The 17,360-nt window shown below is 33.5% G+C and carries 11 protein-coding genes and 7 pseudogenes; 7 read left to right on the top strand and 11 right to left on the bottom strand.

The annotated features are described in order from the left end of the window. Positions 1–42: 42 nt before the first annotated feature. Positions 43–909 carry a lipoyl synthase gene (gene lipA / locus ACZZ95_RS01100; RefSeq protein WP_463467696.1) on the bottom strand — a complete coding sequence of 289 codons (867 nt, stop codon included), beginning with the start codon at positions 907–909 and terminating at the stop codon, positions 43–45. Between the two features lie 209 nt (positions 910–1,118). Between lipA and ACZZ95_RS01095 the strand changes: the two are divergent. Then, positions 1,119–1,995 (top strand): annotated as a pseudogene (locus tag ACZZ95_RS01095) (M48 family metalloprotease). A gap of 194 nt (positions 1,996–2,189) precedes the next feature. After that, a pseudogene (locus ACZZ95_RS01090) lies at positions 2,190–3,061 on the top strand (M48 family metalloprotease). A 55-nt stretch (positions 3,062–3,116) separates the two neighbouring features. On the opposite strand, the gene ACZZ95_RS01085 reads toward ACZZ95_RS01090, so the two are convergent. From ACZZ95_RS01085 to recF, 10 genes and pseudogenes are all read right to left on the bottom strand, one after another. Further along, on the bottom strand, positions 3,117–3,497 hold the full coding sequence (locus tag ACZZ95_RS01085) for a PH domain-containing protein (protein ID WP_463467695.1): 381 nt from the start codon (positions 3,495–3,497) through the stop codon (positions 3,117–3,119). Between the two features lie 121 nt (positions 3,498–3,618). After that, positions 3,619–4,455, bottom strand: a complete 837-nt coding sequence (locus ACZZ95_RS01080; protein ID WP_463467694.1) for an energy transducer TonB — start codon at positions 4,453–4,455, stop codon at positions 3,619–3,621. A gap of 153 nt (positions 4,456–4,608) precedes the next feature. Further along, positions 4,609–5,160: an RNA polymerase sigma factor gene (locus ACZZ95_RS01075; RefSeq protein ID WP_463467693.1), complete on the bottom strand. Its 552-nt coding sequence runs from the start codon at positions 5,158–5,160 to the stop codon at positions 4,609–4,611. Next, a pseudogene (locus ACZZ95_RS01070) lies at positions 5,151–6,257 on the bottom strand (glycosyltransferase). Before ACZZ95_RS01070 ends, ACZZ95_RS01075 begins: the two are co-directional and overlap by 10 nt. An 83-nt stretch (positions 6,258–6,340) precedes the next feature. Continuing rightward, the gene (locus tag ACZZ95_RS01065) at positions 6,341–6,955 is read right to left on the bottom strand and encodes an FMN-binding negative transcriptional regulator (RefSeq protein ID WP_463467692.1); all 615 of its coding nucleotides are present in this window, start codon (positions 6,953–6,955) and stop codon (positions 6,341–6,343) included. A gap of 9 nt (positions 6,956–6,964) precedes the next feature. Beyond that, positions 6,965–7,423: a GNAT family N-acetyltransferase gene (locus ACZZ95_RS01060; protein WP_463467691.1), complete on the bottom strand. Its 459-nt coding sequence runs from the start codon at positions 7,421–7,423 to the stop codon at positions 6,965–6,967. 84 nt (positions 7,424–7,507) lie between these two features. Next, positions 7,508–8,521, bottom strand: coding sequence for a UDP-N-acetylmuramate dehydrogenase (murB, locus tag ACZZ95_RS01055; RefSeq protein WP_463467690.1), 1,014 nt, complete (start codon positions 8,519–8,521; stop codon positions 7,508–7,510). Between the two features lie 134 nt (positions 8,522–8,655). Further along, entirely contained in the window at positions 8,656–9,696 is a 1,041-nt protein-coding gene (locus ACZZ95_RS01050; protein WP_463467689.1) for a glycosyltransferase, read from the bottom strand. Between the two features lie 173 nt (positions 9,697–9,869). Further along, on the bottom strand, positions 9,870–10,544 hold the full coding sequence (locus ACZZ95_RS01045) for a DUF2461 domain-containing protein (protein WP_463467688.1): 675 nt from the start codon (positions 10,542–10,544) through the stop codon (positions 9,870–9,872). A gap of 158 nt (positions 10,545–10,702) precedes the next feature. Continuing rightward, positions 10,703–11,784, bottom strand: a pseudogene (gene recF, locus ACZZ95_RS01040) (DNA replication/repair protein RecF). 374 nt (positions 11,785–12,158) lie between these two features. On the opposite strand from recF, the gene ACZZ95_RS01035 reads away from it, so the two are divergent. The 5 genes and pseudogenes from ACZZ95_RS01035 to ACZZ95_RS01015 all read left to right on the top strand — a co-directional run bounded on the left by ACZZ95_RS01035 (position 12,159) and on the right by ACZZ95_RS01015 (position 17,358). After that, positions 12,159–12,938: a tetratricopeptide repeat protein gene (locus tag ACZZ95_RS01035; protein ID WP_463467687.1), complete on the top strand. Its 780-nt coding sequence runs from the start codon at positions 12,159–12,161 to the stop codon at positions 12,936–12,938. A gap of 94 nt (positions 12,939–13,032) precedes the next feature. After that, positions 13,033–13,606: pseudogene (gene ribH / locus ACZZ95_RS01030) on the top strand (6,7-dimethyl-8-ribityllumazine synthase). Between the two features lie 165 nt (positions 13,607–13,771). Further along, positions 13,772–15,703 (top strand): annotated as a pseudogene (gene mutL, locus ACZZ95_RS01025) (DNA mismatch repair endonuclease MutL). Then, on the top strand, positions 15,700–16,449 hold the full coding sequence (locus ACZZ95_RS01020) for a rhomboid family intramembrane serine protease (RefSeq protein ID WP_463467686.1): 750 nt from the start codon (positions 15,700–15,702) through the stop codon (positions 16,447–16,449). The pseudogene mutL and the gene ACZZ95_RS01020 overlap by 4 nt, the downstream one beginning before the upstream one ends. A gap of 43 nt (positions 16,450–16,492) precedes the next feature. Next, positions 16,493–17,358, top strand: a pseudogene (locus ACZZ95_RS01015) (rhomboid family intramembrane serine protease). Positions 17,359–17,360 lie beyond the last annotated feature (2 nt).

Below are 17,360 nucleotides of genomic sequence, written 5' to 3'. Positions count from 1 at the left end.
AAACGTACCTGCGATTAACCAATTAAAACGATTAAACTTTTTTTATAAAATATGTTTTTGTGCTTTATAAGAAGAACGAACAAGAGGTCCGCTTTCTACATGTCGGAAACCTAAATCAAGACCGAATTTTTCATATTTCGCAAATTGTTCAGGAGTTATAAATTCTTTTACAGGAAGATGTTTTTTACTTGGTTGTAAATATTGTCCAATCGTTACCACATCAACATTTGCATTTCGTAAGTCAGTCATTGTTTGAAAAACTTCTTCTTCAGTTTCACCAAGACCCAGCATAATTCCAGATTTAGTTCTGTTAATGCCTTTTTCTTTTAAATAACGAAGCACCTCTAAACTTCTGTCATACTTAGCCTGGATACGAACTTCACGCGTCAAACGTCTCACAGTTTCCATGTTGTGAGATACCACTTCTGGATTTGCTTCAACAATACGATCTATATTTCTTTCAATTCCTTGAAAATCCGGAATTAAAGTTTCAAGCGTGGTGTTAGGGTTCATTCTGCGAATTGCTCTAACAGTTTCCATCCAAATAATAGAACCTCCGTCTTTTAAATCATCTCTATCAACACTTGTAATTACCGCGTGTTTGATGTTCATGATTTTTATAGAGCGGGCTACTTTTTCAGGTTCGTCCCAATCTACCGTTTCAGGTCTTCCGGTTTTTACGCCGCAAAAGCCGCAAGAACGAGTACAGACATTTCCTAAAATCATAAAAGTTGCTGTTCCTTCGCCCCAGCATTCTCCCATATTAGGGCGACTTCCTGAAGTACAAATGGTATTTAAACTATATTTATCAACTAAACCTCTAAGTTCAGTATATTTTTGTCCAATTGGTAATTTTACTTTCAACCACTTAGGTTTTGTGGCAGGTATATTTGCAGAGACTGTTTCCATATATCAATATTCAAAGTGCAAAGATACGGAATGTAGTTTATTTGGAGATGCTAATTTGCTTTTCGTTTACTTTTCATCTCTGCTCCAGTTTTTATTCTGATTTTTTAAATTTTAAATCCCGTCTTAATCTGTTACAAATTTGGCTTTTTGAGAACATCAAAAATTCGTGCAATACTAATTTTGCTGTTAATTTAAAAGTTTGAAAAAATATGAAAAAGAGATTTATAGTATTAGGAATTTTATTTGCAGTTTTTGGTTTTAATAAGATGAATGCACAAGATGATTCTCAAAAAAAGGAATTGTCGCTTTTAGATAAAACGATGCTCGGATTTACATTTAGTGATGCCGATGCAGTAGCTATGGCTCAAAAAGGAATTGCAGAACTCGATTCAAATAATCCGATTGCAGAAGCTACAGATGGTTATGCTATTCGATTAAATCGTTTATTTGGAAAACATGCCTCCAGTGAAGGAGTTACTTTGAATTATAAGGTTTACTTGGTAAAAGATATAAATGCTTTTGCTTGTGCAGATGGAAGTGTTCGCGTATTTGCAGGTTTAATGAATATTATGGATGATAATGAATTATTGGCTATTATTGGTCATGAAATTGGTCACGTAGTAAATCATGATAGTAAAAATGAAGTTAAAGCATTTTATAGAAAAGAAGCTTTAGTCCATGCAAGCATCATCACAGTCAGATATTGTTGCGACTCTCTCAAAATCGGATTACGGAAAATTAGGAAGCGCAATGATTGATAGCGGGCATAGTAGAAAACAAGAATCTAAAGCAGATTCTTTTGCTTACGATTTTATGAAAAAAAATGGTTATGATGTCAATGCTGTAGAGTCATCATTTAGAATTTTGCAAAAAGTAAGTGAAGGAGCAGATTCCTCTTTTATTACAAGAATGAAGAGTTCTCATCCTGATGCAGGTAAGAGAGCTGATGAAGCTAAAAAAAGAGCTGTAAAAGATGGTCTGTATAAAGATTATGTACAGCAGAAGATTGTAAATACTGCGCCTGTAAAAGCAACAACTACAACTACCAAAACAGCAACTAAGAAGACAACAACAAAAAAGAAATAATATTTCATAAAAGTAAAAAAGGGTAAATTCTCCAGAATTTGCCCTTTTTTTGTATTGGTGTATGAATAATGCCTCATGTTTTACATTATAATTCGCTTAGAATTTTTATCTTTATTTGTCTAAAAAACAAGTTCTGTGTAAAATGGAATAACAATTGTTATTTACATTTGTTGTTAAATTGTAATTATAAAAACATGAAAAAGAAATTTATAATAGTAGGGTTATTATTTACTGCATTCAGTTTAACTAAAATGAATGCACAGATTAATTTTGGAGATAAAGCTATAGGAGCAGTTCAAAAAGGAGTTACAGGTTTTACTTTTAGTAACGCAGATGCTTGCTAAATTATCGAAAGAAGCGGTTGATAAATTGGATTCTGAACATGAAATTGCTGGACCTGCAGATGGTTACGCTTTACGATTGAATAGAGTTTTTGGAAAACACGTATCTGGAGAAGGATTTACTTTAAATTATAAAGTTTATAAATTAAAAGAAGTAAATGCTTTTGCTACAGCCGACGGAAGCGTTCGTGTGTATTCTGGGCTAATGGATATTATGGATGATAATGAGTTAATTGCAGTAATTGGCCATGAAATTGGTCACGTTGCAAACAATGATTCAAGAGATGCGATTAGAGCGACTTATCAAAAAGAAGCATTAATGGATGGTGTTTCTTCGCAATCAGCTACAGTTGCTACAGTTACAGACAGTCAGCTTGGTAAAATCGGAAGCGCTATTGTTGATAGTAAATTCAGCCGTAAACAAGAAGCAGAGGCAGATTTGTTTGCCTACAATTTCATGAAGAAAAATGGTTACAATGTAAATGCTGAAGAATCTGCGTTTAGAATTTTGGCAAAAATGAGTGAAGGATCTCAGGCTTCTTTTATCGACCAGATGATGAGTTCGCATCCAGACTCGCAGAAAAGAGCAGAAGATGCTAAAAAAAGAGCAGAGAAAGATGGCTTGTACAAACCGTATGTGCAAGCAAAAGATTGTAAATACTGTTCCAGTCGCGACTACTAAAAAAGCGACAATAACGAAGAAGACTACAACAAAAAAGAAATAATATTTGTTTCTATAAATAAAACCCGGCAAATTTTGAGTTTGCCGGGTTTGTTTTTTTATCCTAATACGTGAAAAGCAAGGATTTTTTGCACTTCATAAACATTCACCGATTTATTAAATTGTTTTACGATACTTGGATTTAATTCGCTGGAAACCCAAATTTTCAATTCCGCATCCAGATCAAAAGTTCCGGCGGTTTCAACGCTAAAACGTGTAACGCTTTTGTAAGCAATTGATTTGTATTCTGTTTTACTTCCGGTAATTCCTTGCACGTCAACTAATATTAATCTTTTGTTGGTGAAGATAAAAGTATCTCGAATAAGTTTAAAACCCATTTCGATTTCTTCATTTGTAGTTAAAAGCTGTCCGTATTTTTTAATTAAATCTTCTTGGCTTACAGCACCTGCATTGCCCATAAGAGCTGAAAATATTCCCATTTTTTTATTTTTTATTTAGTTAGATGAATTGACTTTACATGTAGTAAAAGTAATTGATTTTGCTAATTCGAAAAATAAAACCCAATAAAAAAGCAGAACCTAAGTTCTGCTTTTTTATTTATTATTCTACATCCGTCTTAATCGTAATTGGAAGGTTGTACATAGTTCGTACCGCCTTTCCATCTAGAATTCCCGGATTCCATTTTGTTTTTAAAGATTTTAAAACTCTAACAGCTTCTTTCCCCATTCCGTAGCCAGGATCATTTTTTACCATAATATCAGTAAGTGATCCGTCTTTTTCAACTACAAAAGAAACATAAACTCTTAATGTTTTTTCCATTTCCAATTCTGGTCTGCGGAAATTGTTTCCTACATACTTGTAGAATTGGTTAATTCCCCCTGGAAATTCAGGTTGTTTATCCAGAATTGCAGATGAAACAGGATCATTAGTAGTTGGAGCTGCCGAAGCAACATCACCATTTCCTCCGCCTCCTGTTGTTGGCATTGTGTTAGCCGAAGTTCCTGTTCCGTTAAGATTTTCTATAACTGGAGCATTGTCTTTATTAGGGGCAATTTCCGTTACAGCTTCTTCAGTTTTTGCTACTACAGGATTAATCAACTGCGTTGCGTCTGTTGTACTCGCCGCGGTTTGCTCTACTACAGGTTTAGTAGGTAGTACAGGTGGCGGCGGTGCAACAGTAGGGTCGATATTTACCACAACTAAAGGATCCTCGTAAAGAGGAGTTGTTTCAGTTGAGGGATCGCTCACTTGTGGCTTAAATTTGCTAATAAGTACAGAAGCACTTCCTAAAGCCGTTAATAACAGTAAACCCATAAATAGAGCTGTAACAGAATTTTTAGAATTCTCTTGGCGTAATTGATACGCACCGTACTCTTTGTTTTTGTTTTCGAAAACAAGGTCAATCCACTTGTTTTCATAAATACTTAATTTAGACATAATTTTTGGGTTTTAAGGTTAAGTAACTTTAAATCATACGCATAAAAAGGTTTAGGGTTGGAGCTAACAACGCAATAGTTGTAGTGTGGTAATACTTGTTTTTTAAGAATAAAAATACGAATAGTATATTATTATTTGATTAAAGATAATAAATTATCTATTACGTTCGATAATTTCTGCCAATAATTTTTTTGCTCGCAGAAGTTTAACTTTTACACTGCTCAGAGGTTCATCTATCTTAATCGCAATTTCCTGATAAGACATTTCTTGAAAATAACGAAGCTGAATTACTTCTTGGTAGTGAGGTTTGAGTTCTTTGATGCACAAAAGCAAACGGGAAAGATTCTGTTCTTTAATTAAGGCATCTTCTGCAGATGGAGTTGGGTCGGCTATATTGTAGGCCTGCTGGTCTTCGTTATCTGTGATTTCTATAAAAAGATTGGTTTTCTTTTTTCGTAATAAATCAATATAAACATTTTTTGCAATAGCAATCAGCCAGGTGTTGAATTGAAATTCAGGATTGTAAGATCCTATTTTATCAAAAGCTTTAGAAAAAGTTTCAATGGTAATGTCTTCTGCGGTGGTTTCATTTTCGGTGCGTTTGAGCATAAAGGCATACACCTCATTCCAATAATGATCTAATAAAAAAGTAAAGGCGATCTGATCGCCTTTTTTTGCTTTTTCTATTTTAGAATTTATTTCCAATATACCGGTTTTGAAAAGATATTAGTTATAAAGATATTAATTTGCGTTAATATAAGCGCTATCTCAACCACCGGAAACCAAATTTTAAGGTCGTTTTCTTTTAGTTTTCCCGCTGAACATCCAACTACTGTCCAAACAACGGTGTAACGTGTGGCTAAAATTGCTAGTACGGCAATCCATTGAAATTGAAAAGCCAGCAGAATTATAACTAATAAAAAGAAGAATAATTGTGAGATAAAGAATAATCCCAATTGCATCTTGTCAAAAAACTTATAATGTTCTGCAGTAGAGATATGTCTTCTTTTTTTGGGTAAACCATTCTTTATACGTTCTTTTTGGTTTTGAATAGGTGAAACTTTCCGGGGTATAGGAAATAGTAGTGTTTTCTTTATTTGCCGCTTGATTAATAAACAAATCGTCATCGCCGGAACGAACCTGGATATGATCGATAAAGCCATTTACATTAAAAAACTCTTCTTTTTTATAGGCTAAATTTCTTCCGACACCCATGTAAGGAAGTCCCAATTTTGCCCATGAAAAATATTGAATTGCAGTTAAAACAGTTTCAAAGCGAATAATCTTATTTAAAAACGAATTTTCTACTTTTTCATAACCTCCGTAACCTAAGACAATTGTTTTGTTCATAGTAAACTTCGAAGTCATGGCAGTAATCCAATCTTTAGAAGTTGGGTAACAGTCTGCATCTGTAAACAATAAATAATCTTTTTTGGCGACTTTAATTCCGAGTGTCAGTGCGTATTTTTTATTTCCCCAAAAAGCCTCGTTATTTTCAACTTTTACCAAACGAATATTAGGGAATTCTTTTTCAAATTCTTCAAATACTTCCAGAGTTTCATCGCTTGATGCGTCGTCAATTAAGACAATTTCAAAATCGGGATAATCCTGCTGTGCCAAAATCGGAATGTATTTTTTCACATTCTCTTCTTCATTTTTAGCGCAGACAACTACAGAAACAGGAAGTTTTTTTGCGTAATTTCTTGAGGCTTACCAAAAGCAAATTTTCCAAAAATTCCTAAATAATAGAAAAGTTGAATAAAAACAATAGCAATAAAAAAGTAAAATAAAGTTATAAGCATATAGTTTTAATGTCTGTTAATATCTGAAATTTGCGAGAACAAATGTAGTTATGAATTAGTAATTTTCAATGATTAAAGCCAATTTACTTTCGGCATTTCGACATTTCTTTTGCAACGGCAATAGACTGAGGGTTTTCAGTTTTCTCTAATTCATGAATAATATTGCTGTAATTATGGTCGTCGCGGTTTTGCGAAAGTTTTTTTGTTGCCTGAATTTCTTCAATTTCTATTTCAAAACCAAAAATCCCTCGTGCTTCACGCATTGTTTTTTCAGATAAATCTTCAACTCTAACAGGGTTTTGAGAATTAGCTTCGTATTTATCTACTAACTTTTTTAACTGTTCTACAGAAGTTTCATAATCTACAATTTTGATCCTTCCGTAAACATGCACAGCTATGTAATTCCATGTAGGTACATTTTCGTGATCGTACCAAGAAGAGGAAATGTAACTATGCGGACCAGTAAAAACGGCTAAAACCTGATCGTTTTCTCTGAAACCTTCTGCCTGCTGATTTAGTTTGGAAATATGGCCCTGAAGTATCTCTCTTCCGTCAGCATTTATTTCAAGCTCAATCGGAATATGCGTGGCGCATAATTTTCCATTAGTTTGATTAATAAGAATTCCAAAGCTATTTTCTCTTAAAAAAGTTCTGATTTCTTCAGGATTTTCATTTTTGTATAAATCTGGTGTATACATTTTATGAGTCTATTTTAAAGATTTTCCAAGACAAATTGCTTCTGGACGATCTATATATTTTCCGTAATTTGGAATTACATTGTATCCTTGTTTTTGATAAAATTGAATAGCAGTGTCATTTTTCAGCCTCGTTTCTAAAACTAAATCTCTGTATCCAATTTCTTTTGCTTTATTTTCTAAAAAAGCTAAAATCGTCTGCCCAATTTTCTTTCCAGGATATTTTGAATACATTCTTTTTACTTCGCCAAGGTTTGCATCAATTGGTCTGATTGCCCCGCGACCAACAATTTCATGCTCAATCTCTGCGGTCACAAATAAAAATTTCGAATTGTTGTATTCCCAATCTGTAAAAGAATTTTTTCCATCACTTCCAAAACGAAGATAAAGATTTGCTGATAATTCGTCGACGATTGCCAGAACTTTTTCATCGTTTGGATTGGCGATTTTTATGGAAATATTGTGTGTCATTATTTTTTTTAAAATGATTTCCTGTTGTCGCATCGAGAGTTGACTTCGACTACGCTCAGTCTGACAAAGGATAAATTTTGTGTTTTAAATCACATTCACTTCCGCTTCAATATGAATACCGAATTTTTCAAAAACTGTTTTTTGAACTTCTTTAGAAACAGCTAAAATTTCTTGACCCGTTGCATTGCCATAATTTACCAGTACTAAAGCTTGGTTTTTATGAACTCCGGCATCACCAAAACGTTTTCCTTTAAAACCTGCCTGTTCAATAAGCCATCCTGCAGGAACTTTTACTTCGGTTGGAGAAACTTCGTAAAATTTCATTTCTGGGAATTTCTGATGGATTTTTTCGAAATCAGATTTTAATAAAATGGGATTTTTAAAGAAACTACCGCTGTTTCCTAATTCTTTCGGATCTGGTAATTTACTTTGTCTAATGGCAATTACAGCGTTGCTGACATCTTTTAATGTCGGTTCTGAAATATTGTTTTTCGCTAATTCAGCCAAAATATCCCCGTAAGAAGTATTGATTTTATGATTGCGTTTGGTTAATTTAAAAACAACCGAAGTAATAATAAATTGATCTTTTACTTCATGTTTGAAAATACTTTCGCGGTAACCAAAATTACATTCGGTATTTATGAACGTTTTCATTTCCTGAGTCGCAATATTCATCGCATCGCACGAAACAAAAGTATCTTTAATTTCGGTTCCGTAAGCGCCAATATTCTGAACTGGAGTTGTGCCGACATTCCCCGGAATTAAGGACATGTTTTCTAAACCTCCAAAATTGTTGTCAATTGTATAAAGAACGAAATCATGCCAAGTTTCTCCAGCCTGACTTTCGACCCACACAAAATCGTCATCTTCTTTAATTATCTTTTTGCCTTTTAAGTCGATATGAATAACAAGAGCTTCAATATCTTTAGTCAAAAGCATATTGCTTCCTCCGCCTAAAATAAACTTTTTCTGGTTTTTGTTTTCTTCTAAAATTGTTTTCAATTCTTCAACAGAATGAACAGCTACAAATTGTTTGGCTTTGGCTTCAATACCAAAAGTATTGTAGTTTTTTAAAGAAAAATTGGATTGGATTTCCATAAATAAAAGGCTTTTTAATATAGTTCAAAAGTATGAATTATAATTTTTGTTTTTACCGCAAAGGCACAAAGTTTGCGCAAAGTTCGCAAAGCTTAGCGTTCATAGCGTAAACCTTTTGCGAGCTTTGCGGTTCATTATTTTGAAAACAACTCATGATATTTCTCTGCAATAACCTTCATATTAATGTCATAACTAGCATTTTCTTCCACAAATTTTCTATTTCGAATAATTGCATGATTTCTCGATTCAGAATTCTCAAAACACCAAATTAATTCTTCAGCAAGAATTTCGATATTATCAACTTCAATTAATTGTCCGTTTTCGCGATGTGTAATCCAGCTTTGATTTCCGGGAATATTAGAAACTACAGGATAACAATTGCAAGCCATTGCTTCAAACAAAGAAGCCGAAACTCCTTCTGTAATTGGCATGCTGATGTAAATATTTGATTGTTGTAATAGTTTCGGAAGATCGGTATTCGGAATTCTTCCTGTAAAAATAACTTTGCTTTCGATTTGTAAATCTTTGGCTAAATCTTTTAAAAACTGCAATCGGGTTCCGTCTCCAACAATCGTTAAGGTAAAATCAATTCCTTTTTGATGTAAAATTCCAAACGCTTTTAAAATAGAATCGTGTCGGTATTCAGGTTGAAGCGAACGTGTTACAATTGCTTCAATTTTATTTGAATTATTTATCGAAGGAGAAAAGAGCAATAAATCAATTCCTTTTGGGAGAACCAAAACTTTGTTCATATCAACGCCAATTTCTTTCATCGAAATTGTCATTACAGGTCCCCATGCGTGAATTAAATGTGCTTTTTTGAAAGCGTATTTCTGAATGAATTTTTTAAAAGGATATAGAATAGAGTCTTCTGGCCATAAATCTGTTCGGCCTTGCTGTGCGATTGCAATGGTTTTTGAAGCAGATATTGCGGCAAGAAAACCATAACTTGTAGTTCTTTCAGCAATAACCATATCTGGCTTTTCTTTTTTAATGATTTTTCGAATAGCAATAGGAGCGAAGAAATATTCTAAAATACGTTTAAATCTTTGATTGTTTGCCGTTTGAAGTTCCCAAGTGATAATTTCAAAATCGCCAAATTCTTTCAAGCCTTTCATCCAAGTGATAGCATCGGCGCGGTAAGATTCTCCAAGAAAAAGTATTTTTCTTTTCATTCGGTTATTGTTTTTGTCACAGATTAAAAAGATTAAAAAGATTCGTTTTAATGTTACTTCGTCCCTTCGCTATCGCTCGGGTCGTGGCGAAAAAAAATCACCTATCTCTTTAATCTGTGGCAAATAAAATGAATTCGTGTCAATTTGTGAAATTCGTGGCAATTTTATCTTTTTTATTCTTCAGTTTCTAAAGCGCGATTAATAAAATCATTCAAAGGTTTTAAAGCAATCAGTTTTTGGCTCATTTTAGAAACAAAATCTTTTTTGGTTACTTCAGAAATATCATATACTTGAGTCGCGGTATAACTTTTCAATTTTAAGAATTCAATTGCAGGATGGTCTTTTTCATAACCGCGAGGCATACTTTTAAGCGAATTGTTTTCGTTTATATCTAAATTTCCAAATTCTTTCTTAAAATCTTTGTTGTTTAAAATTTCTTCCAAATCATCATGGAAAAATGCAATTTCTTTACGAACTTTTTTCAAATCCTCAGATTCAGGAGAATAAAATCCGCCGGCAATAAAACTTGCACCTTTTTCGATATGCACATAATATCCTGCACGATTTGCGCCTTTTGCTCCAGTTGACATCCAAACGCCTAAATGAGCTTTGTAAGGAGATTTATCTTTAGAAAAACGAATATCACGGTTGATTCTAAAAGTACAGTTTTTAATTTCCAATAATTCTAAAGCAGGATCAAGCGGTTTCATCACATCCAAAAAATCACTCACCAATTGATGATAATCTTTTTTAAAGACTTCGTATCTCTTTTTGTTTTCCTGAAACCATTCGCGATTGTTGTTTTTCTTTAAATCGTCTAAAAATTGCAATGATTCTTTCGTTAGCATATATCTATGTTTTTGATTGAAGCTGTTTTTATGTTTGCCGCTAATTACACGAATTTACACTAATTTTTTAATTGCTTATCGTCCAATTTTGCCAAAGTTTTGAACTTTGTAAAAGTTTTTAATTAGTGAAAATTCGTGAAAATTTTGGCAAAAAAACTTTATAAATTAAATATTTTATAACTCTGATGTGTCGATTTTACAATCGCTTCTGTTCGTTCCGGGTGCGTGTCAGAAATAAAAAGCTGACCAAACGTTTCGCTGTTTACCATTTCTACAATTTTGGCTACGCGGGTTTCGTCCAGTTTATCAAAAATATCATCAAAAAGTAAAATAGGTTTGACGCCAGCTCTGTTTTTTCAAAAACTCAAATTGAGCTAATTTTAAAGCAATCAAAAAAGATTTCTGCTGTCCCTGCGATCCGAATTTTTTTATTGGATGCGAATCAATTTCAAAAGACAAATCATCTTTATGAATTCCGACGGTAGTATAATGAAGCACGCGGTCTTTATTTATACTTTCCTGCAAAAGCGCCAATAAATCTTTTTGGTACAAATGACTTTCGTAAACCAATTGTACGCTTTCTTCAGATCCTGTTATCGCTTGATGGTGTGTATTAAATATAGGTATAAATTGTTCTAAGAAATCTTTTCTCTTTTCAAAAATCGATTTTCCATATTCATTCAATTGTTCATTATATATAGACAAAGTGTCGTTGTCAAAAGTATGATTAAGGGCAAAATACTTCAAAAGTGCATTTCGCTGTACAATTACTTTTTGATATTGAATAAGCTGATGAAGATAAGTAGAATCTAACTGCGAAATAACGCTGTCCATAAATTTACGGCGCGTTTCGCTTCCTTCAATAATTAAATCTCGGTCGGCTGGCGAAATAATTACCAGCGGAACAAATCCAATGTGATCTGAAAATTTATCGTAAGCTTTTCCGTTTCGTTTTAAAACTTTCTTCTGTCCCTTTTTTTAAACTGCAGACAATTTGTTCTGTACGATCGTTTTTCTCCAGTTCGGCATCAATCACAAAAAACTCTTCGCCATGCTTGATATTTTGAACCGCCAGCGGATTAAAATAACTTTTTCCGTAGGCTAAATGATAAATAGCGTCAAGCACATTGGTTTTTCCAATGCCGTTTTTACCCACGAAACAGTTGATCTTGATATCGAAATCAAAACTGGCTTCGGAAAAGTTTTTATAATTGAATAATGAAATTTTGTTTAAATGCATTTTTTTAGAAGACCTTATAAAAGATAAAGTTTAAAATTTTGTGTCAATTCTTTGTTTTTTTCTTCTGCTACAGATTAAAATGATTAAAAGGATTTGTTATTTAGAACTTTAAAACCTGTGTTAATCTGCGAAAACATTGGCTAAAACAATATTTTTAGCTTTTAAAAAGTCGTTTTGAATTTGAGAGTGCAAATTATCGAAAATTATTGATATAATTGGCTTGGGAGCGGTTTGAAACCGATTTATTTTACCGCTTCCGCGAAAGGGCAGACTGAATAACAAAAATATTTTTTTTAAAATAGTGATAAAATTGAAATTTTTTACGTCGGTTTCAATAAAAATTTTATTTTTGCCGTTCACTAAATAATTTTTAAATGGCAACTTACAATAAAAGAGGATATAAGACACCAAAAGAGAAGGAAGTTAAAGAAGTTAATGAAGAAGCACAGGTAGTTATTGACGAAAAAGACAGCACTACAGCTGGTGTTTTCTCAAAATTAGATGAGACAGCTTCAAAAACTGAGGATTGGGTGGCTAAAAATCAAAAAATCATTATTGGATTAGTTGCAGGGATTGCAGTTGCTACAATTGGATATTTGGCTTACCAAAAATTCGTTGCAACTCCAAAACAAGAAGAAGCGACTAGTGAAATGTTTGTTGCGCGACAAAATTTTGAAAAAGCTGTAAACGGTGTTTCTAGCGATTCATTATACAAATTATCATTAAACGGTTCAGAAGGTAAATTCGGATTTATTAAAATCGCTGACGAATATTCTGGAACAGATGCAGGTAATTTAGCTAATTATTACGCTGGTATCGCTTATTTAAATACTGGTAAATTTGATGAGGCAATTAAATATTTAGGTGATTTTAAATCTGAAGATGTAATTTTAACTGCTTTGGCTAAAGGTGCAACAGGTGATGCTTATTCTCAAAAAAATCAGCAAAAAGAAGCTCTTGATTTTTATGTAAAAGCGGCTGAGTCTAACAAAAATGACTTTACTACACCTCGTTTCTTATTAAAAGCTGGAAAAACTGCTTTGGCTTTAGGTCAAAAGGAAGATGCCTTGAAATATTTTAATGATATTAAAGATAATTACGACAGTACTCCAGAAGCAACATCTGTTGATGCGTTGATTGGATTAGCACAATAAAAATTTTAGACTTTAGATTTAAGATTGTAGATTTGTATTTAAGAATCTATCCCGAGGCTTCGGGACGAAAATCAAAAAAACTAAAATATTACAGATGGCTACTGAAAATAAAAATCTATCAGAATACGATAAAAACACAATCCCAAATGCGAAAGACTTTCGATTTGGGATTGTTGTTTCTGAATGGAATGATACCATAACAGAAGGACTTTATACTGGTGCTTATGAAGCTTTAATCGATTGCGATGTTCCTGCACAGCAAATTATCCGCTGGAATGTTCCGGGGAGTTTTGAATTGATTTATGGAGCAAAAAAGATGCTTCAAACACAAAATGTTGATGCTGTTATCGTAATTGGATGCGTAATTCAAGGGCAAACAAAACATTTTGATTTTGTTTGTGAAGGCGTTACACAAGGAATTAAAGATTTAAATGTTCAAACTGATATTCCGGTTATTTTCTGTGTTTTAACAGACAATAATATGCGGCAGTCTATTGACAGGAGCGGTGGAGTTCATGGAAATAAAGGAACTGAAGCCGCAATTGCGAGCAATTAAAATGGCTTATATTCGTCAGCAGGCTTCTATAGCGCACGCATATAGTCAGCCCTTATTGGCTTCTGGAGCGATTCAAATTGAAGATTCGCCAAGAAAAATAGAAAACGAATAAAACACATTAGTTTTAAAAAATAGAAAACCTATACTGTGTAATAACGGTATAGGTTTTTTTGTTTATTTTATGACAGTTCTTGTTCTGAAAGCCAATCAAAATTCACTAAATTTGTACTTCTTGGTTTATAAAAACTATTCTAAACTTTAAAACTATTTTTGCTTAATGTCGAGTATTATCCAATTGCTTCCTGATCACGTTGCTAACCAAATTGCTTGCTGGAGAAGTGGTCCAAAGACCCGCTTCAGTTGTAAAAGAATTGTTAGAAAATGCTGTTGATGCAAAAGCAACTGACATTAAATTGATAATAAAAGATGCTGGCAAATCTTTAGTGCAGGTTATTGATAATGGAGTAGGAATGACTGTTACAGATGCACGTTTGTGTTTTGCACGTCATGCAACTTCAAAGATCCGTCAGGCAGAAGATTTGTTTGCTCTTGGTACAAAAGGTTTTCGCGACGAGGCTTTGGCTTCTATTGTTGCGATTGCACACATGGAAATGAAAACCAAACAAGATCAGGACGAACTTGGGACACACATTGTAATTGAAGGAAGTAAATTTGTTTCGCAAGAAGTGGCGGTTTTACCAAAAGGAACTTCGTTTGCTGTTAAAAACTTGTTTTTTAATATTCCGGCTCGTCGTAATTTCTTAAAATCAGATACCGTTGAATTTCGCCATGTTATGGATGAGTTTCAGCGTGTGGCTTTGGCGCATCCAAATATTCATTTTAGTTTTTACCATAACGGAAGTGAAATGTACAATCTTCCTGCCGCAGGATACCGCCAGAGAATTGTGGGTATAATGTCTGGTAAAACCAATGAAAAATTGGTTCCTGTAAATGAAGATACCGAAATTATAAATGTTCAAGGTTTTGTATGCAAGCCTGAATTTGCTAAGAAAAATAGGGGAGAGCAGTTCTTTTTTGTAAACGATCGTTTCATAAAAAGCGGTTATCTGCATCATGCAGTAATGTCTGCTTACGACGGATTATTGAAAGATGGTTCGCGACCAAGTTATTTCTTATATCTGCAAGTGTCGCCAAATACAATTGATATCAATATACATCCAACTAAAACTGAAATTAAGTTTGATGACGAACAAGCATTATATGCTATTTTAAGAGCATCCATCAAACATAGTCTGGGGCAGTTTAACGTAGCGCCGGTTTTAGATTTTGATAGAGATGCCAATTTAGATACGCCTTATCATTATAAAGATATGGAGGCAGAAACGCCTACAATTCAAGTAGACGGGACTTTTAATCCGTTTACAGATGATAAAACCAATCAGCATTATAGTAAAGCGAGTTCAGGATCTAGTTATAGTTCAGGCGTATCATCATCGTCTGGATCTTCATATTCGAGTCCGTCCTATTCGGGTTATTCCAAAGAGTAGAACCAACTGCAAGCTGGGAAAGTCTTTATGTTGGTTTAGATACAGAAAATCCTGAAAGTATAGAAAGTTCACCTTTTACATTTGAAAATGAAGAAGTAACTTCTTCTTTGTTTAATGATGATGAGGTAGAACAGGCAACTCATAAAACCTATCAAATTCATAAGAAATATATTGTTTCGCCAATCAAATCAGGAATGGTTATTGTTGATCAGCAAAGGGCTCATCAACGTATTTTGTACGAACAATTTTTGTTGAATATGACAGTAAATCAAGCGTCAAGCCAGCAATTGCTTTTTCCGTTAGATTTATTTTATTCGGCATCAGAAATGGAATTAATTGAAGAATTAAAACCTTCACTAGAAACCACCGGATTTGTTTTCGATCAAGCGAAGTCAGATCATATTGTGATTTCTGGAATTCCAGTAAATATTACCGAAAGCGAAGTTTCTCTAGTAATCGAGCAGTTATTGAGCGATTTACAAGACGGAATTCCAGCAAATAGTTACAGTCAAAATGATACTATTGCTAAATCAATGGCAAAAAGTTTAGCGGTTAAAACGGGATCTTATTTAACCGAAAAAGAACAAGATAATCTGGTAAACGGTTTGTTTGCTTGTAAAGATCCGAATATTTCACCTTTTCAAAAACCAACTTTCATCACCATGCGTGTTGAAGATATAGATAAAAAGTTTGCATTATGATGAATATGACACCAGTAGTTAAACAACTGCTAATTATTAATATTATATTTTTTATTGGATCTCAATTAGTGCCGGTTTCTTATGAATATTTGGCTATGTTTTTTCCAGAAAACCCAAATTTTAGAGCTTGGCGACCAATCACGCATATGTTTATGCATGGCGGTATTATGCATATAGCGTTTAATATGTTTGCATTGGTTTCCTTCGGATCTGCTTTGGAGCATTTTTGGGGAGGAAAAAAATTCATCTTCTTTTATATTTCTTGTGGTTTAGGATCAGCTTTACTTCATACCCTTGTGAATTACTATTTTTTTCAGGACACAATGAGTACTTTGACCGCAAATGGTTTCGACAAAACCCAGATTTTACAGATTTTAGGTGAAGGAAAAATCGATACTAGATGGCAGAGTTTGGTAAGTGTTGCCCAATTTCAAGGATTTACTAGTGCTTACATTGGTACAGTCGTTGGTGCATCTGGCGCAATTTATGGATTATTGACCGCTTTCGCATTTATGTTTCCAAATGCAGAGTTGGCTTTATTATTTATTCCCGTTCCAATCAAAGCGAAATATTTTGTTCCAGGACTTTTGTTAATCGACTTGTTTTTAGGAGTTAAAGGAACTTCGTTGTTTGGCGGAGGTGGTACTGGTATAGCACATTTTGCTCACGTTGGCGGTGCAATTACGGGTTTTTTAATGATGTGGTACTGGAAAAAAAATCAGTTTAATAACAATCGTTGGAATTAATTTTTAACTTTAAGTTTAAATTCTAAAACCAAAAGAAGTTTCTATGAATATTCTAGACGATTTAAAATTACAATATAGATTGGGAGGTATTGCCATGCGGGTTATTTATTGGAATATCGCATGTTTTATTCTTTCTTTGATTTTTTTCTATCAGTATTCAATCGGTCAATTTGATTTTCCAAGCTGGATTGCATTGTCTTCAGATCCTCAGGTTTTCATGTTTAAACCTTGGACTTTCTTAACCTATGCTTTTTTTCACGACGGATTTTTGCATTTGTTATTTAATATGATGGTTTTGAATTTTGCCAGTACATTATTCTTAACTTATTTTACTCAAAAACAATATTTAGGATTATATATTTTAAGTGCTCTTTTTGCTGGAGTTGCTTTTGCGCTAAGTTTTTATTTGTCTAACATCAGCGGTTCTATTGTTGGAGCTTCTGCTTGCAATAATGGCTATTTTAGTAGCGGCAACAACGTATTCTCCATTAATGAATGTTCGTTTGTTTTTATTCGGAAATGTCAAACTTTGGCATATTACTGCTGTAATTTTAATTTTGGATTTAATGCAGTTTCGTTTAGGAAATATGGGTGGCCATATTTCGCATCTTGCTGGTGCTTTCTTCGGATTTGCTTATATTAAGTTATTACAAAACGGTACCGATTTAAGTATCATTGTTTCTAAAACATTAGACTTCTTTGTCAATCTCTTTAGAAAATCTCCTTCGACCCCATTTACAAAAGTTCATAAAAATTACCAAAAACCTACACAGAAACCTACATCAAGAATTGTTACTAAAGACAAAACGCAAGCAACAGATTGATGAGATCTTAGACAAAATCAGCCAGTCTGGATATGATTGTCTGACAAAAGAAGAAAAAGAGTTTTTATTTAAAGCTGGAAAATAACT

Source organism: Flavobacterium sp. AC267, assembly GCF_979258715.1.
Note: the sequence above shows the minus strand (reverse complement) of the source record. Positions and strands in the feature narration are given on the sequence as shown.